A 24416-nucleotide genomic window follows, 5' to 3' on the forward strand; every position below is an offset into this window, starting at 1 on the left:
TCTACTCTCCTCCCACGACGTGCAGGCGCGGCAATTGGGCCGGCGGGGGCCGGCGGGAAGCGCGGCGGGCCTGGAGCACGCGCTTGTAGTCGGTCGGCATCACCTTCACGAACTGCGGAACCATCAGCTCCCAGTTGTCGAGCACCCGCCGCGCCAGCGTGCTGCCGGTGTGGTGCAGGTGCCGCTCGATCATCCCGTGCACGAGCCACAGTTCCGACTCGTCCACCAACGACTCCAGCTCCACCATCTCCAGGTTGCAGCGGCCCCGGAAGGAGCGGTCGCGGTCGAGCACGAAGGCCGTGCCGCCGCTCATGCCCGCGGCGAAGTTGCGCCCCGTGGGCCCGAGCACCACCACCACACCGCCCGTCATGTACTCGCAGCCGTGGTCGCCCACGCCCTCCACCACCGCCTGGGCGCCGCTGTTGCGCACCGCGAAGCGCTCGCCGGCGAGCCCGCGCAGGTACACCTCGCCCGCGGTGGCGCCGTAGAGCACCGTGTTGCCCACGAGCACGTTCTCCTCGGGCACGAAGCGGCTGTCCTGCGGCGGGTAGGCGATGATGCGCCCGCCCGACAACCCCTTGCCGAGGTAGTCGTTGGCATCCCCCTCCAGTTCCAGCGTCACGCCGTTGGCGAGGAACGCCCCGAAGCTCTGTCCCGCCGAGCCTCGGAGGCGGATGCGCAGCCGTCCATCCGGCAGGCCCTGGGCCCCGTAGCGGCGCACCAGGTCGCCCGAGAGCATGGCGCCCACCGCGCGGTGGGTGTTGCTCACCGGCCGCACCAGCAGCGTGGGCGCGCCTCCATCCAGGGTGGCCTTGGATTGGAGGATCAGCTCGTGGTCCAGGTGGTCCGACACGTCCTTCATCTGGGGCGTGTCACAGCGCCGATCCTCGGTCTCCGGGGCGCGCGAGGGCGTCAGCAGCGAGGACAGGTTCACCTTCTTCGCCTTCCAGTGGTCCGTGGCGGGCAACTGCCGCAGCAGGTCCACCCGGCCCACCAGCTCTTCCAACCGGCGCACGCCCAGGGCGGCCATCCGGCGGCGCAGGTCCTCGGCCACCAGGTAGAAGAAGTTCACCACGTGCTCGGGCTTACCGTGGAAGCGCTCGCGCAGCCCCGCGTCCTGGGTGGCGATGCCCACCGAGCAGGTGTTGAGGTGGCACTTGCGCAGCATGATGCAGCCGAGCGCGATGAGGCTCGCGGTGGCCATGCCGTACTCCTCGGCGCCCAGCAGCGTGGCGACGAGCACGTCCTGGGCGGTGCGCAGGCCACCGTCCACCTGCAGGCGGATGCGGCCGCGCAGGCCGTTGTGCACGAGCACCTGCTGCGCCTCGGCCAGCCCCAGCTCCCACGGCAGGCCCGCGTGCTTGAGGCTGGACAGGGGCGAGGCGCCCGTGCCGCCCTCGTAGCCGGAGATGACCACGCCACCCGCGCCCGCCTTGGCCACGCCCGCGGCGATGGTGCCCACGCCCACCTCGCTCACCAGCTTCACGCTCACGCGCGCCGTGGGGTTCACCGACTGCAAGTCATAGATGAGCTGCGCCAGATCCTCGATGGAGTAGATGTCGTGGTGCGGCGGCGGGGAGATGAGCGTCACGCCGGGCGTGCTCCAGCGCGCCTTGGCGATCCGCTCGTCCACCTTGGGCCCGGGCAGCTGCCCGCCCTCGCCGGGCTTGGCGCCCTGGGCCATCTTGATCTGCAGCTCGGCGGCGTTGACGAGGTACTCGGTGGTGACGCCGAAGCGGGCGCTGGCCACCTGCTTGATGGCGCTGCGCCGCAGGTCGCCGTTCTCGTCCGGAACGTAGCGACGCGACTCCTCGCCACCCTCGCCGCTGTTGGAGCGCCCGCCGATGCGGTTCATCGCGATGGCGAGCGTCTCGTGGGCCTCGGCGCTGATGGAGCCGAAGGACATGGCGCCGGTGACGAAGCGCCGGACGATGGCGCTCGCGGGCTCCACCTGCTCCAGCGGCACGGGCGTACACCCCTCCTCCGCGACGATCAGGAGCCCACGCAGGTTGCAGTGCGCGCGGCTCTCGTCATCCGCCAGGCGGGAGTACTCGGCGAAGACCGCGGCGTCGTTGGTGCGCGCCGCCTGCTGCAACAGGGCGATGGTGGACGGGTTCCACTTGTGCGTCTCGCCCCGGCGGCGCCACTGGTACTGGCCGCCCACGGGCAACTGCTCCACCTCGAACTCGGCCGCGGCCCCGAAGCCCCGCGCGTGGCGCTCGCGCACCTCGCGGCCCAGCTCCGCCAGGCCCACGCCCTCCACGCGCGAGGGCGAGCCGGTGAAGTGCCGCTCCACCAGCGAGCGCTCCAGGCCCACGATCTCGAAGAGCTGCGAGCCGCGGTAGGACTGGAGCGTGGAGATGCCCATCTTGCTCATCACCTTGAGCACGCCCTCCTCCACGGCGTGCACGAAGTTGGCCTGGGCCTTGTCCGCGTCCACCGACAGCTCGCCCGCCTCGGCCATGGCGCGCAGCGAGTCCAGGGCGAGGTAGGGGTTGATGGCCGAGACGCCGTAGCCGAACAGGCAGGCGAAGTGGTGCACCTCGCGCGCCTCGGCCGTCTCCAGCACGAGGCCGGTGTACATGCGGATGCCGTCGCGCACGAGCCGCTGGTGCACCGCGGACACGGCGAGCAGCGCGGGGATGGCCGCATGGGCCGCGTCCACGCCCCGGTCGCTGAGCACGAGGATGCTCACGCCCGCGTCCACCGCCTCGACGACCTCGGTGCACAGCCGCTCCACCGCGGCCTCCAGGCTCGCGCCCTCCTCGTGCAGCGGGTAGAGCAGGCTCACGCGCTGCGTCTCGAAGGCGCCCTCGTTGCGGATGGCCGCCAGCGTCGCGAGCTGCCCGTTGGTGAGGATGGGGCCCGGCAGGGACAGGCGGTGGCACTGCTCCGGCGTCTCCTCGAAGGTGTTGCCCTCGGGGCCCAGGCCCGTGGAGAGCGTCATCACCAGCGACTCGCGGATGGGGTCGATGGGCGGGTTGGTCACCTGCGCGAAGAGCTGGTGGAAGTAGTTGAAGAGCGTGGGCGCCTGGTCGCTGAGGACGGCCAGCGGCGTGTCCGTGCCCATGGAGCCCGTGGGCTCCTTGCCCTCCTCGGCCATGGGCTTGAGCAACAGGCGCGTGTCCTCGTCCGTGTAGCCGAAGGCGCGCTGCTGGCGCCACAGCTCCTCGTTGTCCGGCCGCGGCGGCGCGGGCTCGGTGGGCAGGTCGTCCAGCGTGGCGACGTTGCGCTCGAGCCAGCGGCGGTAGGGCCAGCGCGTGGAGATGTCGCGTTTGACCTCCTCGTCCTCGAGGATGCGGCCCTCGAGCGTGTCCACCAGCAGCATGCGGCCCGGGGTGAGGCGGCCCTTGCGGCGCACCTGGGCGGCGGGCACGTCGATGACGCCCGTCTCCGAGGCGAGGATGATGCGGTCATCCTCGGTGACGAGGTAGCGCGCGGGGCGCAGGCCGTTGCGGTCCAGCGTGGCGCCGATGAGCTGCCCGTCCGTGAAGGCGATGGCGGCGGGTCCGTCCCACGGCTCCAGGAGCGCGCTGGAGTACTCGTAGAAGGCGCGCCGCTCGTCGCCCATGAGCGTGTGGCCCTCCCACGCCTCGGGGATCATCATCATCATGGCGTGGGGCAGCGGCCGACCACCCAGGAAGAGCAGCTCCACCATGTTGTCGAACTGCGCCGAGTCGCTCTTGCCCGGGACGATGATGGGGAAGAGCGGCTCCAGGCTTCCGCCGAACTTGGCCGACTGCAACAGGCCGCGCCGCGCGTTCATCCAGTTGCGGTTGCCGCGCAGCGTGTTGATCTCCCCGTTGTGCGCGATGTAGCGGAAGGGCTGCGCCAGGTCCCACGTCGGGAAGGTGTTGGTGGAGAAGCGCGAGTGCACGAGGCCCAGGGCGCTCACGCACTCGGGGTGCTGGAGGTCCGGGTAGAAGAGCGGCAGTTGCCGGGGCAGCAGCAGGCCCTTGTAGATGAGCGTCTCCGCCGAGAAGCTGGCCACGTGGAACTGGCCATCCGGATCCAGGTCGCGGTCCTGGATGCGCCGCTCGGTGAGCTTGCGGATGCGGAACAGCTTGCGCTCGAAGGCGCTGGGCACCACGCGGCGCCGGGCGACGAAGAGCTGACGGATGACGGGCGCACGCTCGCGCGCCAGCCGGCCGAGGTGCTCGGGCTGCACGGGCACGTCGCGCCAGCCGAGCACGCGCTGCCCCTCGTCGGTGACCATCTGCTCCAGGGCCGCCTCGCACGCGATGCGGGCCTCGGGATCCGCCGGGAGGAACACCATGCCGATGGCGTACTGGCGGCGCGGCGGCAGCGTGAAGCCCAGCCGCTCCCGCTCGAAGAGGCGATGGGGAATCTGCAGCAGGATGCCGGCACCGTCTCCGGTCTCGGGGTCCCTGCCCGCGGCGGCGCGGTGGCTCAGCCGGTTGAGCAGCTCGAGCGCTTCCTCGACGATGCTGCGAGATTTCTCGCCCCGGATATGGGCCACGAAACCCACTCCACAGGCATCGTGTTCGGTGTCCGGCTCGTACAACCCATAACGGCCCGGGCCTCGGTCCAGCATCAGTAGTGCTCCCCTCGCGGCGGATGGAACCACGCGTGAACCGGCAACTCTAACGCGTTGCTTCCGGCGAGGGGAACAAGAGTCCGCGAGCCAGCGCTTGGGGCAGGCGGGCGGGCATCGAAACGTCGTCTTCCGCTAGGAGTGAAGTTGGGAGGCGGCCGGAAGTGCGGCCAGGGGCTCCAGGGAGGGGCTGGTGGGAGTGGCGACCGCGGCGCCCGGGGGCTCGCTGGAGCGGCTGCCCTCCTCCCGGGGGCCGATCAGGGCGTGCACCGCGGCGAGCAGCTCGGCGCCATGGTAGGGCCGGGCGCACACGGCGGCGTCCGGCTGGGCCCAGGCGGGCCGGGTGGCTCCGGCCAGGACGATGGGAATGGGCCGGGCGCGCGGCAGCTCCGCGAAGGCCGCCAGGAAGATGCCCAGGTGGGTGGGAGGAACACTCGAGGACAACAGCACCAGGTCCACGGGCAGCACCGAGGCCCGGCGCAGCGCCTCCACGCCCCCGTTGGCGGTGAGCACCTCGAAGCCCTCGGCGCACAGCATCCGCTCGGCCGCCGCCTCCTGTTTCGGATCCTCGTCGAGCAGCAGCACCCGCCGGGGCAGCCGGCGCACCTCGCCCACCGGCATGCGCGGCAGCGACAGGGTGAAGGTGGAGCCCTGTCCCTCGGAGCTCGACATGGACAGCGCGCCGCCGTGCAGCCGCGCGATGGAGTCGCTGATGAACAGGCCCAGCCCCAGGCCGCCGAAGTGGCGATGCGAGGAGTTGGCCGCCCGGTAGAAGCGCTCGAAGAGCCGGGATTGATCCGACGCGGGCACGCCGATGCCCTGGTCCTTCACGTGGATGCGGGCCTGACCCGCCAGCGACTCCACCTCCACGCCGATGAGCTCGCCCGCCGGGCTGTACTTGTTCGCGTTCTCCAGCAGGTTGACGAGCACCTGCTCCAGCCTGTCCCGATCGCCGCGCACCCAGAGGTGCTCGCGCGGCACCACCAGGGTGAAGGGCCGCGCGAAGGCATGGCGGAACTGGTCCACCACCTCCGCCACCAGGTGGCCCATCTCCAGGGGCGCGGGCTGTAGCGACAGCCGACCCAGCTCCAGCCGCGACACGTCCAGCAGGTCATTCACCAGCCCCGCCAGCCGCTCCACCTGACGCTTGGACTTGATGACGCTGGAGAGCTCCACCGGCAGGCCCTGCGCGATTCTCCGCTCCATGGAGTAGAGCGTGAGCTTGAGCGGGGTCAGCGGCGTCTTGAGCTCGTGCGAGGCGATGGACATGAACTCCTCGCGCACCCGCAGGGCCGCCTGGGCCTCGCGCAAGAGGCGCGCGTTCTGCACGGACACCGCCACCTGCCCGGCCGCGGCGCTCCACAACTCCAGCTCGCGCAGCGAGAAGGAGCGGCCCTGTTCCTTGTAGAGCACGAGCAGTCCCAGGGCGCGCTTCTGGGACAGCAGGGGCACCGCGGCGAAGATGGAGCCGGCCGAGTCCCCCATCCCCCTCTGCACGCCAATCTGGGGCTGGCGGGTGACGAGCGCCGCCTCGAAGGAGTCGGCGTGCTGGTCCAGCGCATCGTCGGGGGTCTCGGTGTTGGCCAGATCCGACACCGCCACCCGACGAGGCGCCTGGCCATCTTCGGTGAGGAATACCTCCGCCCGTCGCACCTGGGCGCAGCGCACCACCGCCAGCACCGCCGCCTTGCACACGCTGTCCACGTCCAGCGTCTCGCCCACCTCGCGGGCGATCTCCTGGAGCGCCTGGGAGAAGGCCACGTCGTCGTCGGCGCCCGAGCTCTCGAAGAGCAACCAGGCACCCGGGGGCGTCCCAGGACGACATGGCCGCGCCTGGATGCGCGTCTGCTTGAGTCCCACGGTGATGACGTGGCCCGAGTGGCTGCGTCCCTCGCGCAGGGCCCGCTCCAGGTCATCCCGGCCCCGCCCGGACTCCAGCGCGGAGAGCACGGAGTCTCCCACCTGGAGCACCACCCCCGTCTTGGCGGCGAAGTCCGGCTCCAGCCACTCCACCCGCAGATCCGCGCCCAACCGCATCACCCCTTGGGGGACGCACGCGAGTAGATCTGGGAAATCGGGCGGCAGCATGGGGGACAACATGAGGAGTTACGCCCTGCCTCGCGCGCCGACAAGGTGGCCCGGTTCACTCCTGCCCTCCAAGGTGTCGATCTCGTTGAGGGCCGGACAACCCGACAGCCCAGGAGACGGGAGAGCGTTCACCATTGGCGACTGGAATCCCCGAGGTGTGTGTTAGACGACATCCGCCATGGCTTCCCAACGTGCCCCGTCCCAACCCACCCAGCCCACCAAGGAGCTGCAGACCTTCCCCAACCCCGCGCCGGATCGCGACTATGAGATCGCCTTCGACGTGCCGGAGTTCACCTGCCTCTGTCCCCTCACGGGGCAGCCGGACTTCGCCCGGTTCCGGATCCGCTACGTGCCGGACACACTATGTGTGGAACTCAAGAGCCTCAAGCTCTACATGTGGTCCTACCGCAACGAGGGCGCCTTCCACGAGAAGGTGACCAACACGATCGCCGACGACATCGTGCGCGCCATCCAGCCGCGCAAGCTCACGGTGGAGGGGGACTTCTTCGTGCGCGGCGGCATCGGCACGGTGATCACCGTCACCCACGAGAAGCCGGCGCGCGGCGCGAAGAAGAGCCCGGCGCGCCGCAAGTAGGCCCCGTCAGTCGGTCCGCATCTTCGCTTCCAGCTCCTTGGCGCGCGCGTCCGCCTCCGACTCGATGCGGCTGGCGGCGCCGCGCACGTTGTCGAGCTGCCGCCGGGGCGCGCTGGTGCCAGGGGCGGTGGAGTCCACCGCCGCCGCGCGCTGGAGGGCGTACCACGCACCGCCCCCGAGCAGGGCGAGACCAAGAACCGCGGTGAGAACCTTTCCCATGGAGCCACTCCGGATGCGTCAGCGGACGGAGAGCCGCTGGACGAGCTCCATCCAATAGGATTGGGTGGACAGCAGTCCAGCCCCCACCCCCCCGGCGGCGATGGCGAAGGCGGCGAGCCAGCGCTTCCACGGCCGCACGGGCGCCAACTCCCGGGCGAGGTTGCCCGCCACGCCCAGCTCCTCCTGGGTGAGGTGGGCCAGCGCCTCGCTCTCGGTGAGCTTCTCGCGGTGGCGCAGGAAGCCCACCAGGAAGGCCTCGCAGGACATGCCCAGCCGGGGCGACAGGAAGGCCTCCAGGTCGCGGCGCATGGCGGCGGCATTGGGGTAGCGCTCCTCGGGCTTCACGCGCAGGGCGCGGTGGACGATGTCCGCCAGCGCCTTGGGCACCTGGGGCGCCGCCTTGTGCAGCGGCTTGAAGGCCCCCTCGCGGATGCGGGCGAACACCTCGCCCGCGTTGCGGCCCAGGAAGGGGCGCTGCCCGGCGAGCGACTCGTACATCAGCACCCCGAGGGAGAACAGATCCGTGCGGCCGTCGATGGGCGCCCCCGTCACCTGCTCGGGAGACATGTACGAGGGGGTTCCCACCGCCATGCCCTGCGCGGTGAGCGCCTCCAGGCCCACGTCCTTGGCCACGCCGAAGTCCATCAGCTTCACGTCCCCCGCCTTGGTGAGCATCACGTTGGCGGGCTTCAGGTCGCGGTGGATGATGCGGCGGAAGTGGGCGTGCTCCAGCGCGTCGGCGATGCGCGCCGCCACGGCGGCACCCACCTCGGGGGGCAGCGCGCCCTCCTTGATGAGCTCGTGCAGCGTGGGCCCATCCACGTACTCCATCACCATGAAGAGCACGTCGTTCTTCTCCACCAGATCGTACAGGGTGACGATGTTCTGGTGGCGGAAGGCGGCGAGCGCGAGCGCCTCGCGGCGGAAGCGCGACACGGACTCCTTGTCCCTCAGCGGGTCCGCGAGCATCTCCTTGATGGCCACCTCGCGCTGCAGCATCTCGTGCAGCCCTCGGTACACCTGGGCCATGCCACCCCGGCCCAGCTCTCCGAGCACGCGGTAGGCACCTATCTTGCGATGTTTGACGACGGGTTTGTCAGTGGAGGGCACGGGCGCGAGGGTAGCGATTCGTCCCGGAGGCGTCGACCCGTCCGGAGGAGCACACACCTCCGCGGTAGAAATCGCCAGTCATCGCACACACTTCTCCGTCACGTCACACGCGCAGTGAGGGCTCAGCCCCGCCCGTCCGGGAACAGGCGGTTGACCGCGTCCAGGAGTTGCTCGAGCCGGAAGGGCTTCTTGAGGAAGAACTGCCAGGACTGGGAGGGGATGGACCTGGGAATGGTCTCGCTCATGATGATGACGGGCACCTGGTCCAGGCCCGGCGTCTTGCGCATCACCTCCAGCACATGCACGCCGGAGAGCACGGGGAGCATGATGTCCATGAGGACGACATCCGGGTGGGACTCGCTCAGACGCCGCAGCGCCTCGGTGCCGGTGCCGCACACGGACACCTCATAACCCTCGTCCTTCAGCACGTCGGCGACGACCTGCTGCACGTCGAACTCGTCCTCGACGACCAGGATGGTCTTCAACGGCCCCTCCTGGAGGGCCGCGCGCGCCCCTTGTCCTTCGGACCGGGGGTTCCCGCGCCCTTCTTTACCGCGCCCTTCCTTCCCCCGCCCGTCCTCGGAGCCGTCCTGCGCCGGGGCGCCGGGCGCACCTCGCGCCCATGCCCGCTGAGGATGGACTCGGCGCTCTGGAAGGACTCGGCCACATCGATGCCGCCGGGAGAGATGTGGAACTCGCGCAGCGAGGTGTCATAGCGGCTCTCGCGCATCTTCATGACCGACAGGAGCCGGTAGATCTGCGAGCGCAACTCCACGTAGCGCAACAGCACCACGGACTCCGCCACGTTGGCCAGCTCGGGGGTGGGCAGCGCCAGCTCGGACTGGAACAGCTCGAGCTCGTCGGTGATGACGGTGGTGATGTCCAGCGAGCGCAACTGGTTGGTGAGCGCCGACAGGAAGATGGGGACGCGCTCCGGGTAGACCGCCGCGGCGCGGAAGCCCTCGGCCCCGTCGACGAACAGGCGCCGGCGCTCGCGCGCCGACTCGGCCCGGATCTTCTCCAGCAGCTGCTCGGCCAGCGAGTCCATGAGGTGCTCGAGCGGAGGCTGCCACACGAGAGAGATGCTGCCGTCCTTGACGTAGCGATCCAGGGGGATGCCCACCGCCTCGGCCTTCTCGATGAGGCGGGGGGGAGGCTCATAGAAGCCGAAGTACGTGCCCCGCTCGCCCCGCCGGGCCCCCTCCACCAGGAAGGAGAGTCCGAGCAGCGTCTTGCCCGTGCCGGGCGAGCCCACGAGCGCGGTGGTGGACCCCGAGGGCAGACCACCCCCGAGCATCTCGTCGAAGCGGGGCAGGCCGAAGGCCATGCGCAGACGTTGCTCGCGGGCGGAGGGGCCCGGGTGGGCGAACTGCACCTCGGTCCGGGGATGGATGGAGATGCCGTCGGCGGAGATCTCCACTTCGTGACGGCCCCGGAGATAGTCGCTGCCCCGGAACTTGTGCACCGTCAGCTCGCGCACCGCGCGCGGGCCGATGAGCCGGTCCGACAGCTCGACGACCCCATCGACCAGGGCGTTCTCCGTGTGCGTGCGCTCGCGCATGTTGGAGATGAGGAACGTGGTGCACCCCAGGAGGCTGGCGAGCGCCTGGAGGGAGTGCACGAACTCGCCGTAGGCCTGGACGGTGGGAGCGAACTGCTCCGCGCTCTCCATGCCATCGATGACGAACACGGTGGCCCGCCGCTCGCGCAGCGTGCCGCGGATGAGCTCCAGCAGCCCGCTGAAGCCCTGGTCCCGCACCACCTTGTAGCCACTGATGTAGTAGAGATTGTCGGGGATCTCCTCCAACCGGAAGAAGCTCAAGGACCCGAGGTGGCGCAGCATCTTCGCGTGCGACTCGATGAGCAGCGTCATGTAGACGCACCGCCCCTCGCTCTTGTCGATGTGGTTGAAGCACAGCTGGTTGGCGAGGATCGTCTTGCCACTGCCAGGCGGGCCCATCAGCGCGTAGATGCCGCCCTGTTTGAACCCCCCCTTGAGGATGAAATCCAGGCGGGGAATGCCGCTCTCGACGCGCTCCTCACGCGATGGCTGCCCCGAATCGTCCGTGTCGGATCCGCTCATTCCGCCTGCCGTGCTCCTCGGGTCACTCCCGTGTGGAGGGATGTGCCACAAGCTGGGCACATCCGAGCACGCGGAAAAGCGAGGGCCAGGCCGAACCGTCGCGTGGCGGACGAATGCGTGCGAACGGGCTCACCCCGCCCGAGCCGGCAGCAGGCCCGAGCGTTCCAGCCGCTCGCGGACGCGCCCGGCCAGCTCCGCGTGTGCCGGATTGCCCGGCGAGAAGGGCCGCGGCGTGAGGATGATGAGCGTGCCCAGCTCCTCCACCGGCTCGACGCGCACCGAGCGCGGCAGGGAGGGAACGCGCCCATGCGCTCGCGAGAAGTACGTGAGCCAGCCGATGCACGCGCCGTCCGCCTCCACCACCCGCCCGGCGGCGGGGTCCTCCTCGGACACCACCGCGCACCGGTCCGGCTCCCAGGCCAGCGCCATGGCGCGCACCACCTGCTTGAGCACCGACACGGTGAGCACGCGCTGCGCGGCCACCCCCTCGCGCGGCAGGTGGAGCAGACAGCCATTGGCGTAGAAGGGCGTCCCCGAGCCACAGGTGAGGTTGAGCAGCCCACCCCGCCCCGTCTGCTCCTGCCCCGTCCACGCATCGAAGTAGAAGGCATCCCGGCCAAGCCGGTACTTCTTGCGCTCGAAGAAGCGCAGGAACGTCTCCGCGGTGGGCTCGAAGGGCAGCCGCAGCGCGTTCTTGCGGGAGTACGCGTACTCGAACCAGCGGGAATAGGCAGGATCGCACCCGGCCAGCAGGCGGAAGAACTCTTCCGCCCGCGCGGCACACGCCGCGGCGGACTCCTTGCGACCTCCCCAATGCGCCCCCGCCTGGAAACGTTCCATCCGCCATGTCATACGCCATGGGTAACAAAGGCACCACCCGGAAGCGCATCGGAACGCCCCGGCCCCAATCTGTTACCAAAGGCTCCCCGGGAACTTTGGTAAGCAGGGCCTCCATGGCCACTCCGCCCCTCCAAACCGTGCTCGCCGCCATCGACGTGGGCACGAACGCCGTGCGCCTGGAACTGGCGCGGCCGGACGCCGACGGCGCCCTGGAAACCCTGCACCAGGAGCGCGACCCCATCCGCCCGGGAGAAGGGGTGTTCGCCAGTGGAGTCATGCCCGAGGAGACCGCGGACCGGCTCCTGTCCACGCTGCGGCGCTACGCGGCGCTGTGCCGGCGGCACAAGGCCCGGGTGCGCGCGGTGGCCACCAGCGCGATGCGCGACGCGCGCAACCAGGAGCAGATCGTCCAGCGGGTGCGCGACGAGGCGGGGCTCAACCTGGAGGTGGTCAGCGGCAAGGAGGAGGCGCGCCTCATCTGCCTGGGCGTGCTGCACCGCAAGCCGCCCAACGTCCGCTCGCTGCTGGTGGACATCGGCGGAGGCTCCACCGAGGTGGTGCTCGCCACCGGGGAGCGGCCGGATGAGCTATGGAGCCTGCCCATGGGCTCGGTGCGGCTCACGGAGATGTTCGACGCGGCCGGCAAGGTGACGCCCAAGCAGTTGCGGCTGATGCGCAGCTACGTGGAGGAGCACCTGCGCAAGGCCATCCCCGAGCGCCTTCCGGGCCTGCCGCGCATGGCCCTGGGCTCCTCGGGCACCATCAGCGCGGTGGTGGGCTTCGCGGCCAGCGAGGGCACGGCGCACGCGTCCCTGCGCCAGTTGCAGAACACGGCGGAGACGCTGGCGGAGATGACGCCCGAGCGGCGGCGCAAGCGCTTCGATCCGCGGCGCGCGGACATCATCGTCGCGGGCGCCACCATCCTCGAGCGCACGGCGCGGCACCTGGGCGTGGAGAGCATCGCCGCGGTCAACCGGGGCCTGAGAGATGGGCTGCTGGTGGACCTGCTCTACCGGCAGGACGAGACGCGGGAGGACCACTCGCTCGCGGACGCGGCGGTGGCCATGGGGCGGCGCCTGTTCTTCGACGAGAAGCACGCGCGCCAGGTGACGCGGCTGGCGCTCACGCTCTTCGACGAGCTGGCGGCGCTGCACCACCTGCCCCTGTCCTCCCGGCCCTACCTGGAGACGGCGGCGCTGCTGCACGACGTGGGCAACGCCGTGAGCTACGAGCGCCACCACAAGCACTCCTACTACCTCATCCACCACGGCGACATCCCGGGCCTGGCCGACCGTGAGCGCGAGCTGGTGGCGCGGGTGGCGCGCTACCACCAGCGCAGCCCGCCGGAGCTCAACCACTCGGGGATGCAGGGGCTGAGCGCCGCCGAGGCCCGCCTGGTGCGCAAGCTGGCCACGCTGCTGCGCATCGCCAACGCGCTGGACGGCAGCCATCACCAACCCATCAAGGAGATGCGCGCCACGAATGGCCGGGACGCGGTGTCCCTGCACCTCAAGGCGCGCCAGCCCGTGGACCTGGAGCTGTGGTCCGCCGAGCGCGAGGTGGCCCTCTTCCGCCGCGTCTTCGGCAAGCGGCTGACCTTCCACATCGGCCGCTGACCATTCCCATCGCGGCGGCCGGTCCCCCCGCCGCCTGCCCTCCACGAGGGGAAGCAGCCACCGCTGGCACCCGCACGGGCACGTGCCCACTCCTCACCGGGAAGAGTCCAGACCGGTGGCGCCCCTGGCGCCCGGCGTCCCCCGCGGGGAGAAGGAGCGGCAATGAAGGCGGTCGTCTTTCATGGAATTGGAGACATCCGGCTCGACGACGTGAAGGAGCCCGTCCTCCAGGAGGACACGGATGCCATCGTCAAGCTGACGGCGAGTGCCATCTGTGGCACGGACCTGCACATGGTGCGCGGCACGATGCCGGGCATGGTGCCGGGCACCATCCTCGGGCACGAGGGCGTGGGAGTCGTCGAGGCCCTGGGCAAGGACGTGCGCAACCTGCGCGTGGGGGACCGGGTGGTGATTCCCTCCACCATCGCCTGCGGGAGCTGCTCGTACTGCCGCGCGGGCTACTACGCGCAATGCGACGTGGCCAACCCCCATGGCAAGCGCGCCGGGACGGCCTTCTTCGGCGGGCCGGCGGCGTCGGGCCCCTTCCATGGCTTGCAGGCGGAGAAGGCGCGCATCCCCTTCGCGCACGTGGGGCTGGTGAAGCTGCCGGACGAGGTGGCCGACGAGCAGGCCATCCTCCTGTCGGACATCTTCCCCACGGGGTACTTCGGCGCGGACCTGGCGGAGATCAAACCGGGTGACACCGTGGCGGTGTTCGGCTGCGGCCCGGTGGGTCAGTTCACCATCCTGAGCGCCAGACTCATGAACGCCGGGCGCATCTTCGCCATCGACTGCCACCAGGACCGACTCGATGCCGCGCGGGCCCAGGGCGCCGAGGTCATCAACTTCGAGGAGGAGGATCCCGTCGAGACGATCGTGCGGCTGACGGGCGGCATCGGGGTGGACCGGGCCATCGACGCGGTGGGCGTGGACTCGATGCACGCGCACCACGGCCCCGCGGGCAAGAAGGCCGACGCGCTCAAGGACGAGTTCAAGCGCGAGCAGAAGGAAGCGGCCCCCAAGACGAAGTCCCACGGGGACAACTGGGTCCAGGGCGATGCGCCCATGCAGGCGGTGATGTGGGCGGTGGAGGCACTCGCCAAGGCGGGCACCCTGTCCATCATCGGCGTGTACCCGCAGCAGATGAACACCTTCCCCATCGGCATGGCGATGAACAAGAACCTGTCGCTGCGGATGGGCAACTGCCACCACCGCAAGTACATCCCCCACCTGGTCGAGCTGGTGCGCACGGGCGCCGTGGAGCCCACGGAGCTGCTCACGCGCGTGCAGCCCATCACCAGCGCCATCGAGGCCTACCGCGCCTTCGACGTGCGCCAGCCGGGCTGGCTCAAGGTGGAGCTCGAGCCACAGCTGCTCACCTGAGCCCGCGTCACCCCGCGTCGCGGCCGTAGAACCAGGCCGTGAGCGCGAGCCGGGAAGCCCGCGCGGCAAGGACCTCGTGCTCGATGCGCTCGCTGAGGAACACGACGAGCCGATCGAGCCGGGGCTCCACGTCCACGGGCTCCCCCCCGGGGTAGAGGCGCAGGAGTCCCCCGTGCTCCGGCGTCCACTCCGGGTTGAGGTAGTAGATGGCCGTCACCCGCCGGTTGGACTGGCCGGGAAAGGCATCGGCGTGGCGGGCATAGCGCTCGCCTCCGCCCGGATACCAGGCGAGCTGGAGATCGAAGCGGCCGAGTCCCAGGTAGGCCCCGGCCGACAGGGCGTCCCCGAGCGCGGTGTACGTGTCCCGGAGCCGGCCGAACGCGGTGTCGGCCTCTCCCGGCTCCACCCAGGTGATGAAGTCGCCCCGCGTGGAGCGGTCCAGGGTGAGATCCGCGCCCCGACGGATGCCCGCGGGCCGCAGCCGGCCGGCCTCCACGCACGCCCTCGCCTCCACGAGCAGCGCCCGGGCCTCGGTCTCCCCGAGGAAGTTCTCGCGGGTGAACCAGCCGTGCTCACCGAGTGCTTGGACTTCCTCATCGCGCAGGGACAGGGGGTGCATGGCGGGGGCGAACCCTACCGCACCTCCAGATGACCTAGAATGGCGGACCATGGTGCGTCTGCTCGTGCGGGTGGTGGTCGTCGTTCTCGCCCTGGTTGCCGGTGCCGTGGGCACCTTCCTGTTGATGCGTCCCAAGCCGCCCGCCCTGCCGGACACGCCCGCGCTCGTCACCCGCGTGCGCGAGGTGGCGCGGCTGGAGACCCTGACCGTCTCCCTCTACAAGAAGGTGGAGTTCTCACCCGAGCCCCAGAGCACGAACTCGCTCTGGAAGGACGTCATCAACTGGGCGAGCTACTCGCTGCACACGCCGCGGGGCCGCGCCATCGTCTTCGCCGACGTGCACCTGGGCTACGACTTCGGCCGGCTCGATGACTCCGCGCTGCGCGTGCAGGGCTCGCGCGTGGACGTGGTCCTCCCCCCCCTGGAGACGAAGGTGGAGCTCAAACCGGGCGAGACGGAGATCATCGGCTCCAACCTGGACAGCGCCGAGACCACCCAGCTCCTGGAGAAGGCACGCGAGGCCTTCGAGCGCGAGGTGAAGGCGGACGCCCGCCTCAGGGAGCGCGCCCGGCGCTCGGCGGAGAACACCCTGCGGGTGCTGTTCTTCTCCGCGGGCTTTCGCGAGGTGAACGTGGTGGACGTGCTCCCGCCCAAGGCCACCGCGGGGTGACGCGCGCCGCGGGACACGAGCAGACCTAGGGCAGCCGTGAAGCCGCTTCATTCGAGTAGGCCCGGGCCAGGGCGAACGCGCCCCGGTCACGGCTGATGTCGCTCAAATGTTGGAGGAACCGCGTCTCCAACTCCATGTTGTTCGTGGCGCGTGCGCGCTGCCTACCGTGGAGCGCGTGCTCGCGCGCTTCCACCAACCGATGCTGCACCGTGTAGAGGTGCGTGAGGAACGACTCGAGCTCCCCGCATCGCGCATCCAGCCCCTGCCGCTCGCACTCGGGCAGGGCCGTGAGCACCGTGGCCTCGGCCTCACCCAGACGGGTCTGCGCGAATTGGGCCTCGGCACGTCGCAGCTCCACGTCCATCAGGAACCACGGATCTCCCAACTCGCGCGCCGCCCGCGTGTACTCGTCCAACCGGGCCGGGAGCAGTCCGAGCAGGGGCAGTGCCCCCAACAACAGATCCGTCTCGCCCGCCGCCTGGATGTTCCGAATGAAGGTCTCCGCCGCGCCGGGGGCGCTCCGTCCCGCCAGCACCTCGGAGAAGGTGGCCGCCAGCGGTCCTCGCTGGCGGAAGTCACGCCGGGCCATGCGCTCGACGTAGGGCTCCAGGACCCGGGCGCCGTAATGGGCGTCCAGTTCCCGGGCCAGGGGCAGCAGCTCGCGGAGGCGCCGCGCGCTCGGGGCCGACCAGACCGACAGGTACAGGGACTCGCGCGCGAGCAACGGCGCATCACGCAGCGTCCCCTCGGGCAGGGGCGTGCCCTTCTCGAGCAGCGCCTTGTTCGCGTCCAAGGCCATCACCCACCGGCGGGAGCGCGCCTCGGTCCGTGCCTTCAACGACGCGGCCCTCTCGCGCGCCTCGGTGCTCCAGCCCGGCTCGTTGCGCTCCGCCACGCGCGTGAAGGCCTGGGCCGCCAGGAGGTTCAGCTCCAGCTCGCGCAACACCAGCCCGCGGTTCCACAGCGCGGCGGAATGGTTCGGGTCCCGCTCGAGCACGTCCTCGAGCAGGATGAGCGCCGCCTCCAGCTCGCCCTTGGACAGCAAGGCCAGGGCCCGGTCACTGTCCGCGTCCGGTGTGGAGGGCGCCCGCTCGAGGGCCTCGGCGGCCTGCTCCCGCTCGCCTCGCAGCAGGTGCGCCGCCGCGACACCCTGGAAGTCCCCCTCCTCTTCCAGCCGCGCCAGCACCTTGAGCGGCACCGGCTCCGTCGGGCGCTCGTTGCCCGAGCGGTTCACCGCATAGGGCCGGTACGTGCTCGTCCCCCGCCAGCTCAGCCGTCCCTCGAGGGAGCGGGTCGGCCCCAGCGCCAGCGCCTCGGGCCCCCACTCCTCCGAGCCCGACAGCCGTGGAAGGACGAAGAGCAGGGCCGCGGCGAGCGACACGCCCACCGCAGAAGCCAGCCAGGTGCGGTGGACCCAGACGGGACGGAAGGCTCGCCCCCTCGAGGCCTTCTCCGGGCGGGGGGTCGTCCGGAGCGGAGGGGATGCCTGTTGCCGCGCCAGCTGCTCACCGAGGGACTGGAGCTGGAGCACGTCTTCCATTTCCTCCTGGCAGCGCGTGCACTCCCCGAGGTGGTCGCGAAAGGCCTCCGCCTCGGCGGGCTCCAGCTCGCCATCCACGAAGGCATGCAGCCGATCATGAATCTCTTCATCGATGGGCGTGCTCATCGGGAGGTGTCCTGTCCGCTGGTGGGGGGGATCAGCAGCTCCTTCAACCGGCGGCGCGCGCGAATGAGGCGCGTGCCCACCGTGGCCTTGGGAATGCCCAGGCTCTGGGCGATCTCCTGGTAGGAGCGGCCCTCCAGGGCGTGGAGCCGGTACACGGTGCGAAACTCCTCGGGAAGCCGCTCCAGCGCCGCGTGCAGGGCGTCCGGCCCCAGCGTGGCCCACGCCGGAGCGTCCTCGCGCTCGGGTTGCGCCACGTGCTCCTCGAGGCTCTCCGGGGACACGTCCGCACGGGGTTCGCGCTTGCGCGAGCGGCACCGGTCAATGAAGAGGCGGTTGAGAATGGTGAGCAGCCAGGCCCGTCCGTTCGTCCCAGGCTGGAAGCGCGCGAGGTTGCGCAGGCCCTTCTCGAGGGTGTCCTGCACCAGATCCCGCGCGTCCGTGGAATTGCCGCACAGCCGGAGCGCGGTGGCATGAAGCGCCGCCTCATGCTCCCTCACGAAGGCAGTGAACCAGGGACCGTCCAAGGCGACGGCGGTAGGAGGAGCCGATTCCAAGAGGTCAGCACAGTGGACCGTGCCCGCCAGGCCGGTCAAGCTCCGTGAAATCCAGGAATCCCGTACCGAAGGCCGCGCTGAGAGAGAGAAGGCATTCATGGTCCGCCTTCTCAACGCCACGGCCCCAGGATTTTCCCGGGCCGATTTTCCGCTGATTTTCCGGACCCTCGGGGCCCACGGCCCCATCTTCATCGGGGTCCACGCGAGCACCGCCGCCTGTCTGCTCGCTACACTGCCCCCCCTTGGGACCTGACTCCGTCCCACCATGAAAGGCGAATCGAACCCGTGAAACTCCCCGTGAGGCTCCATGGAAGCGGGTGGGGCGTGGGGCTGGTGCTCGCCGCGGTCGCGGCTGGAGCGCTCTTCTTCTTCGCGCGGCCGCGAAAGCCCTCGGGGGATGTGTGGCTCGCCCGGACGCAGACGCGCGCTCGCGAGGCCCGCCTCGGCTACCCGGCCGCCGATGTCTACCGCCCCCACTCCCCCGTGCGCGCGGGAGCCTCCACCCTGCTCCCTCCACCGCTCCTCCAGGAGCTCGCCGCGCTCGAGGAGGCCCAGGACTTCCACGGCCTCGCCGCCGCGTATCTGCTGCGCGGCAACGCCACCCAGGCCGCGGTGTACCTGGACAAGGCCGGGCACTCCCCGGACGTGGACTGCGACCGCGCCCTCCTCGCCCTGGACAGGGGAGACCTCCCCGAGGCGCTGGTGCTGCTCGACGGCGTGCTGACCGCCTCCCCCCGGCACCCGCGGGCGCTGTGGAATCGCGGACTGGTGCTGCGTGAGCTCGGCCTGGGCCTGATGGCCGCCGACGCCTTCGAGCGTGTCGCCTCCGTGGGCGAGCCCGGCTGGAGCACCGAGGCGAAGCAGCGCGCGGAGGAACTGCGCCGACAGGTGGAGGCGCACCAGTCCGCCTACGCCAGGGCCCTCGAGGTCGGCAACGCGATGCGCGCCGGAGGCCCCGTCCCGCTGGAGCAGGCCCGCGCCTTCCCGGGACTCTTCCGCCTCTTCTTCTACGATGCGCTGCGCGCCGCCCCCACGCGGGAGCGGACGCTGGAGCTGCTCCCACTGGCCCAGGCGCTGGACACGCACGAGGGCCAGGACACCCTGGTGGCGCTGGTGTACCACGTGGCCGGGCGGGACTTCTCCCGCCGGGGGCCGCTGGCGCGCGAGCATGATCGGCTCCGCCGCGAGCACGGCCCTCCCGCCGGGTGGCGGGCCCTCATCGAGCAGTCCCGCCGGGCGGGTGAGACGGACGTGCTCATGGGCGCGCTCTTCCACAGCCAGTCCATCCCCGCCCACCTGGAGGACTACGAGGCGCTCGCCGCCAGCACCAATGACACCTGGTTCACCCTGCTCGCCGCGCACTGGCGCGCCGAGGCCGTGCAGAAGCTCGGAGACCGTGTCCACGCCGAGCAGCTTCTCCAGGCCGCGCTGCGCACCTGCTCCACGAGCAGGCTGGACTACCGCTGCGCCGAGCTCGAGAACGATCTCGCCTTCGTCTATTCCGTGCTCCACCGCCCCGCCGACGCACGCCACCACGCGCTCGCCGGGCTCCAGCGCGCCCGGCGAGACCACGACTGGGTGATGGAAATACGCCTGCTCCTCGCACTGGGGCAGATCGCGTACGTCGCGCTCAGCCCTCCGCTGGCGGAGGCCTGGTTCGGTGAGGCGCTCGCACGGGCGCCCCGGGACTGCCGCATGGTGCAGGGCATCCAGCAGAACCTCGCGGTGATGTACCAGCTGGCCCTGCGTCCCGCCGAGGCCCGCGCGCGCCTCGAGTTGGCGAGGGCGTGCGGCCCGCTCAACCAGCTCTCCGGCGTGGCCGTGCTCGCCGAGCTGGCCCGCTCCAGCACCCAGCTCGACGAGGACGCGAAGCACTTCGGGGCCGCGCTGGCGTCCCTCCGGGCCAGCGGGACGCTCAACCCCGGCGAGCAGCTCCTGCTGGCCCACTACGAGGCCCGCTTCGAGCTGGAGCGTGACCCGGCCCGGGGCCGCGAGCTGCTGCGAGGCAATCTGGAGGACGCGGCGAAGCTCGCGCGCGAGGACGTGAACGCCCGCAAGGCCCGCACGGCCAGCTACTCCTCGTTGATGTTCGACGCGGGCGGGGCCGGGGACTTCGAGGCCGCGCTGGCGCTCTTCGCCGAGGAGCAAGGCATGCCGGTACCGGAGCGCTGCTCGTTGGCGGTGGCCGTGGACGACGAGCGCACCCTGCTGGTGGCTCGCGGCCCCGAGGGAGGTGTGCGGGGCCAGCAGGACGCGAGCCGCACCACCCCCTTCCGCGAGGCCGAGGGGCTCGTGCCCGCCCCCCTTTTGGAGGTGCTCCGTCCGTGTGAGCGCATCCAGGTGCTCGCGCGTCCCCCCGTGCAGGGGCACGCGGGTCTGCTGCCCCCCGAGCTGCCCTGGAGCTACCACGTGGGCCGCGCCGCTCCCCTCCACCCGGCTCCCGTCGCGGCCCGTCACCTGGTCGTCTCCGACGTGGAGCCCCCGGCGGCGCTCGGCCTGCCTCGGCTCAAGGCCTGGGCTCCGGGCGAGCCGGACGTGCGGCGCGGCGTGCTCTCCGGGGCCTCGGCCACTCCCGGACGGGTGCTCGCGGAGATGGTGGACGCCACCGAGCTCGAGATCCACGCCCACGGCCTGTTGAATCCCGAGGTCTCGGACGCCTCGCTGGTGGTGCTGTCCCCGGAGCCGGACGGGCGTTACGCCCTGACGGCCCGCGAGGTCCGCGCACAGACCCTGCGGGGCTCGCCGGTGGTCATCCTGGCGGCCTGCCGCGCGGCGTACACCGCCCCCTTCCTGCACGAGTCCTTCAGCCTGCCGGTGGCCTTCGTGGAGGCCGGAGCCCGTGCCGTCTTCGCCGCCACCGTGGACCTTCCGGACGCCGAGGCCGGTCCCTTCTTCGAGTCCGTGCGTGGGCGCATCCGGGCCGGGGCCACGCCCTCGGTGGCGCTCCGGGACGAGCGTCAGCTCTGGCTTCAGCGCTCCCACGCGCCCTGGGTCCGCGACGTGCTGCTCTTCGAGTGAGCAAATCCCTGGGAAATTTCCCCCGGGAAGATTCCAGGGAGGCATCGTTCTCCTCGCGGCACGTGAGAGTTCCAGGAGCCATGTCGCGAGGGAGAATGACGATGAAGGACGTGAAGCCGTTGATGGGGGCGCAGGGGTCTGGGTTGTCCGTCGCGGGCGGCATCAAGCCGACGGAGCCCCTTCAGGAGGAGAGCGGAGCGAGCGACGCGAGCGGGATCCCGGTGCGCCCGGGGGTTCCCCCCCCCGTCATCACCCTGTCGAGCACGGTGAACCTGAACCAGCTCTGGCGGACGACGAGGACCGCGCGCAAGTTCGTCCAGGTGGTGGCGTACACGCTCCCGCCCAATGCCGCGGGCCAGGTTCCTCCGCCGCGCTTCCGCGCCTTTGGCCTGGACATGTCCACCGGCGCCTACGTCTTCGTGATCGATGGGCAGCTCCAGACGGAGCTGGGCCCCTTCACCGAGAACATGCTCAGCCAAAAGGCCATCCTCATCACCACGCCTCCCGGGGTCAGCTACCACCGCTCGTCCCCGAGCCAGGCCACGGACGCGGCGGCCGGTGATGCGGGCCCCCCCATCTCGTGGGGCACCCAGCCCATCACCCCGCCCCCCCCGCCCCAGGGCAGGGACGGTTACGTTTACGGCTGGGAGCTCAATTGGAATCGCTTGCCGGAGATGGCCCGCGCGGTGAACTCCGTCCTCCCCGACAGCTTCCTGCCGGCCGAGATCATCTGACCCGGGCCCCGGCCCTGTGTCACGTGGCCCTCGCGAGTCTTCGCGCTGAACTCGCGGGAAGATACGGGGCCGCCTCCGTTCTCCAAGGCACAACGCTTCTGGAGGACGCATGCCGCCCGATTTCCACCCTCGCTTCGCCCGCTCGAATCGCACGCTCGCGGGTGCCCTGCTGCTGGGGCTGCTCTCGCCCCCGAGCGCTTCCGCCTACAACGCCTCGCTCAAGGCCCAGGCCCATCAGTATTTCGCCGGTGAGGCCTACCAGTGCCTCCCGTCCTCCACGCCGGACCAGCAGGCCGTGCGCACCGAGTTCGCCCCGTACATCGGCCAGCGCATCCTCTGGAACGCGGCTGGAAAGAACAACCAGACGGTGGACGGCCAGGAGGCGTGGACGGGCCAGTTCTGGACGTACACGGGGGATGGCGAGGCCAACCCCGCCACGGGGCTGCCGTACACGTCCGGCTACCCGCTCCAGTCCATCGACATGACGGACGACTCCTCCATGTCGAACCTCACGTTGCATCCCGCCAATGACGTCATCGAGGGTTCCTTCGCCGAGGACTACCGCGATGGACTCACCGGTCACGCCGTGCCCACTGGCGGTGTGGAGCAGTGGGAATTCTGGGACCACCACTTCTGGAACCCCGAGAGCGACGACGACGGCGAGTTCTCCGACGACTTCGGGGGCGGCAACGGCTCGGCCGTCAACCGCGCGGAGACGTACTGGCGCGGGACGATCGTTCCCCACTACGACGAGTGGGTCCTCACCGGTGATCCCGCCGCGAAGGGCCTCGCCTACGGGTACCTCGGGCGCACGGTGCACCTGCTGGAGGACATCTCCGGGCCGGACCACGCGCACAACGATGGGCACATCCCCGCCGACTCGGAGGACGAGTGGGAACTGCCCGGCCTCGCCTTCGGAGGCTGCGGCTTCGAGGACTACACGAGCATCCACTACGCGGACTACCAGGGCTCGGCCGCGCTGGCTCCGGTGAGCTACCGCATCGACGATCCGGTGGATCCCTTCATGTCCAAGGCGCGCCAGGAGTGGAACGCCCACGGCTTCCCCTCCGCCTGGCGCGCCGCGAAGGCGCCGCTCTTCTGGCTCTTCTACAGCCAGGCCGAGTACGCCAACGACTACCCCTCCAACGACGAGGACGGCGAGAACCCCGGGTACAACTCGTCCGCGTACCTCACCTTCGCGGATGACTGGACCTGGACGAACTCGTGGGTGGGCAAGGCGTTCGCGGATGACCTGGTGCCCACGGCGCTGCGGCACGTGGCGGGCCTCTACCGGCTCTTCTACGACACCACGCACCCGATCCAGGGCCTCGTCGTCAACAACGGGGTGGTGGGCCGGACCCCCATGTCCTGGTTCTCCGGGGGGCTCGCCACGGATGCCGCCTTCTATCTCAACCACGCCAACGCCGCGGGCGGGATGCCCTTCCAGCTCTCCCTGCGTCCGGGGCTGCCCTATGCCTCCATTGCGCTGGTGGCGCGCTCCTCGCTCTACCGCGATCCCTCGCAGGCCCTGCTCATGTACAACATCGAGAAGGCGATGAAGCTGGTGAACCCGGCCTCCCGCCACCCGGCCTGGAAGGTGCTCTACAGCGCCAGCACGAGCGCCACGGAGCACATCGCGTCCCTCGCCCTGCCCGAGGACGGGGACTATGACCTCTACCTGGAGGTGACGTACCGCGCGGACCCCTTCGCCCTGGTGGACGACAACGGGCACCACGGCAGCGCGTACACGGTGCACCAGCGCATCGGGAGGGTGCTGCTCGACCGCGTGGCGCCCATGGCTCCCACCACCGTCACCGGGCCCGTGCAGACGGCACAGCCCTTCGTGAGCGTCACCTGGAGCTACGGCCAGTCCCCGGCGATGGCGTCCTTCGAGGCGCTGGTGTCCCGCGACACGGGCAACCCCAACGTCATCGGCACCGAGGTGTACTCCGAGCAGACCGCGTACCAGGGCATCACCACGCCCATGCCGCTCGAGGACGGGAAGTACGTGGTGCGGGTTCGCGCGCGGGACATCGTGGGCAACACCTCCGCGTGGACCCTGTCCAACGTCATCCATGTGGACACCACCCACCCCAAGCTGGCCCTCACCACGCCCAGGGGCGCCTCCCCGTACTCGAAGTGGGACGCGAGCCCCCTGTTCCGCGTGGCCGGCTGGACGCATGACTGGAGCACCGGCGTGGGGCTCCGGTCGCTTCAGGTGTGGAATGACTCCCGCTTGCGTTCGCCGGTGTACCCGGTGGATTCGAGCGTGCTGCTGCCCGGGACGGTGCCGCCCACCACCGAGCTCTGCACGGGCCTCTGCCCCATCCCCATCGAGCTCCCGGAGCCAGTGCCCTCGTGGGAGGACACCCACCAGCAGCCCTTCGCCTATGACGTCACCGTCTACGATGGGCCCAACTCCCTCCATGTCCGCGCGGAGGATCTGCTGGGCCACGTGACCGAGCTGGTGCTGGAGGTGAACTACTCGGCGCCCAGGACGAGCCTCCACCCAGGACTTCAGCGCACCCCGGGGCAGTGAAGCCCTCCGATGACCTGTCCAGGCTTCATCCCCCACAAGGAGTTGCCTGGCAGGTGGCCTTCGTCGATGAAATGCCCAGCGGGAAGATCTCCTCCGAGCTTCGTTTCCTCCACGAGCGCCCCGACAA

General features: G+C 70.5%; 17 protein-coding genes. 7 read left to right on the top strand and 10 right to left on the bottom strand.

Going from position 1 to position 24416, the window contains the following annotated elements:
* Window position 1: 1 nt before the first annotated feature.
* Together gltB and CYFUS_RS44105 are read right to left on the bottom strand one after the other, a co-directional pair.
* Window positions 2-4555, bottom strand: a complete 4554-nt coding sequence (gltB, locus tag CYFUS_RS44100; protein ID WP_095990682.1) for a glutamate synthase large subunit — start codon at window positions 4553-4555, stop codon at window positions 2-4.
* A gap of 135 nt (window positions 4556-4690) precedes the next feature.
* Entirely contained in the window at window positions 4691-6643 is a 1953-nt protein-coding gene (locus CYFUS_RS44105) for an ATP-binding protein (protein ID WP_095992585.1), read from the bottom strand.
* A gap of 178 nt (window positions 6644-6821) precedes the next feature.
* On the opposite strand from CYFUS_RS44105, the gene queF reads away from it, so the two are divergent.
* Window positions 6822-7238, top strand: coding sequence for a preQ(1) synthase (gene queF, locus CYFUS_RS44110; protein ID WP_095990683.1), 417 nt, complete (start codon window positions 6822-6824; stop codon window positions 7236-7238).
* A gap of 6 nt (window positions 7239-7244) precedes the next feature.
* On the opposite strand, the gene CYFUS_RS44115 is transcribed toward queF, so the two are convergent.
* The 5 genes from CYFUS_RS44115 to CYFUS_RS44135 form a co-directional block, all read right to left on the bottom strand.
* Window positions 7245-7457 carry a hypothetical protein gene (locus CYFUS_RS44115; RefSeq protein ID WP_095990684.1) on the bottom strand — a complete coding sequence of 71 codons (213 nt, stop codon included), beginning with the start codon at window positions 7455-7457 and terminating at the stop codon, window positions 7245-7247.
* An 18-nt stretch (window positions 7458-7475) separates the two neighbouring features.
* The gene (locus tag CYFUS_RS44120; RefSeq protein WP_198316349.1) at window positions 7476-8567 is read right to left on the bottom strand and encodes a serine/threonine-protein kinase; all 1092 of its coding nucleotides are present in this window, start codon (window positions 8565-8567) and stop codon (window positions 7476-7478) included.
* A gap of 122 nt (window positions 8568-8689) precedes the next feature.
* On the bottom strand, window positions 8690-9052 hold the full coding sequence (locus tag CYFUS_RS44125; protein WP_095990686.1) for a response regulator: 363 nt from the start codon (window positions 9050-9052) through the stop codon (window positions 8690-8692).
* Window positions 9049-10650 (bottom strand): ATPase domain-containing protein, encoded by a 1602-nt coding sequence (locus CYFUS_RS44130; RefSeq protein WP_095990687.1) that lies wholly within the window; start codon window positions 10648-10650, stop codon window positions 9049-9051. Before CYFUS_RS44130 ends, CYFUS_RS44125 begins: the two co-directional genes overlap by 4 nt.
* Before the next feature lie 129 nt (window positions 10651-10779).
* Entirely contained in the window at window positions 10780-11490 is a 711-nt protein-coding gene (locus CYFUS_RS44135; protein ID WP_157758996.1) for an Imm52 family immunity protein, read from the bottom strand.
* A 113-nt stretch (window positions 11491-11603) separates the two neighbouring features.
* Between CYFUS_RS44135 and CYFUS_RS44140 the strand changes: the two genes are divergently transcribed.
* Entirely contained in the window at window positions 11604-13106 is a 1503-nt protein-coding gene (locus CYFUS_RS44140) for a Ppx/GppA phosphatase family protein (RefSeq protein WP_095990689.1), read from the top strand.
* A 162-nt stretch (window positions 13107-13268) separates the two neighbouring features.
* Window positions 13269-14489, top strand: coding sequence for a zinc-dependent alcohol dehydrogenase (locus CYFUS_RS44145; protein WP_095990690.1), 1221 nt, complete (start codon window positions 13269-13271; stop codon window positions 14487-14489).
* A 7-nt stretch (window positions 14490-14496) separates the two neighbouring features.
* Here the strand turns inward: CYFUS_RS44145 and CYFUS_RS44150 are convergent, their stop codons facing one another.
* Window positions 14497-15108 (bottom strand): 2OG-Fe(II) oxygenase, encoded by a 612-nt coding sequence (locus tag CYFUS_RS44150; protein WP_198316350.1) that lies wholly within the window; start codon window positions 15106-15108, stop codon window positions 14497-14499.
* A gap of 49 nt (window positions 15109-15157) precedes the next feature.
* Here CYFUS_RS44150 and CYFUS_RS44155 point away from each other — a divergent pair, with 49 nt between their 5' ends.
* Window positions 15158-15778 carry a DUF4230 domain-containing protein gene (locus CYFUS_RS44155; RefSeq protein WP_095990691.1) on the top strand — a complete coding sequence of 207 codons (621 nt, stop codon included), beginning with the start codon at window positions 15158-15160 and terminating at the stop codon, window positions 15776-15778.
* A gap of 25 nt (window positions 15779-15803) precedes the next feature.
* Here CYFUS_RS44155 and CYFUS_RS44160 read toward each other — a convergent pair whose 3' ends face one another.
* Window positions 15804-17444, bottom strand: a complete 1641-nt coding sequence (locus tag CYFUS_RS44160; RefSeq protein WP_095990692.1) for a zf-HC2 domain-containing protein — start codon at window positions 17442-17444, stop codon at window positions 15804-15806.
* Complete coding sequence (locus tag CYFUS_RS44165) at window positions 17441-17941, bottom strand: RNA polymerase sigma factor (RefSeq protein ID WP_232537157.1); 501 nt, start codon at window positions 17939-17941, stop codon at window positions 17441-17443. The genes CYFUS_RS44160 and CYFUS_RS44165 overlap by 4 nt, the downstream gene beginning before the upstream one ends.
* A gap of 354 nt (window positions 17942-18295) precedes the next feature.
* On the opposite strand from CYFUS_RS44165, the gene CYFUS_RS44170 reads away from it, so the two are divergent.
* The 3 genes from CYFUS_RS44170 (at window position 18296) to CYFUS_RS44180 (ending at window position 24289) form a co-directional block, all read left to right on the top strand.
* Window positions 18296-21016 (top strand): CHAT domain-containing protein, encoded by a 2721-nt coding sequence (locus CYFUS_RS44170; RefSeq protein WP_232537158.1) that lies wholly within the window; start codon window positions 18296-18298, stop codon window positions 21014-21016.
* 101 nt (window positions 21017-21117) lie between these two features.
* On the top strand, window positions 21118-21750 hold the full coding sequence (locus CYFUS_RS44175; protein WP_095990694.1) for a hypothetical protein: 633 nt from the start codon (window positions 21118-21120) through the stop codon (window positions 21748-21750).
* Window positions 21751-21859: 109 nt separating this feature from the next.
* Window positions 21860-24289, top strand: coding sequence for a hypothetical protein (locus tag CYFUS_RS44180; protein WP_095990695.1), 2430 nt, complete (start codon window positions 21860-21862; stop codon window positions 24287-24289).
* Window positions 24290-24416: the final 127 nt, after the last annotated feature.

The organism is Cystobacter fuscus, assembly GCF_002305875.1.
Taxonomy (GTDB): domain Bacteria; phylum Myxococcota; class Myxococcia; order Myxococcales; family Myxococcaceae; genus Cystobacter; species Cystobacter fuscus_A.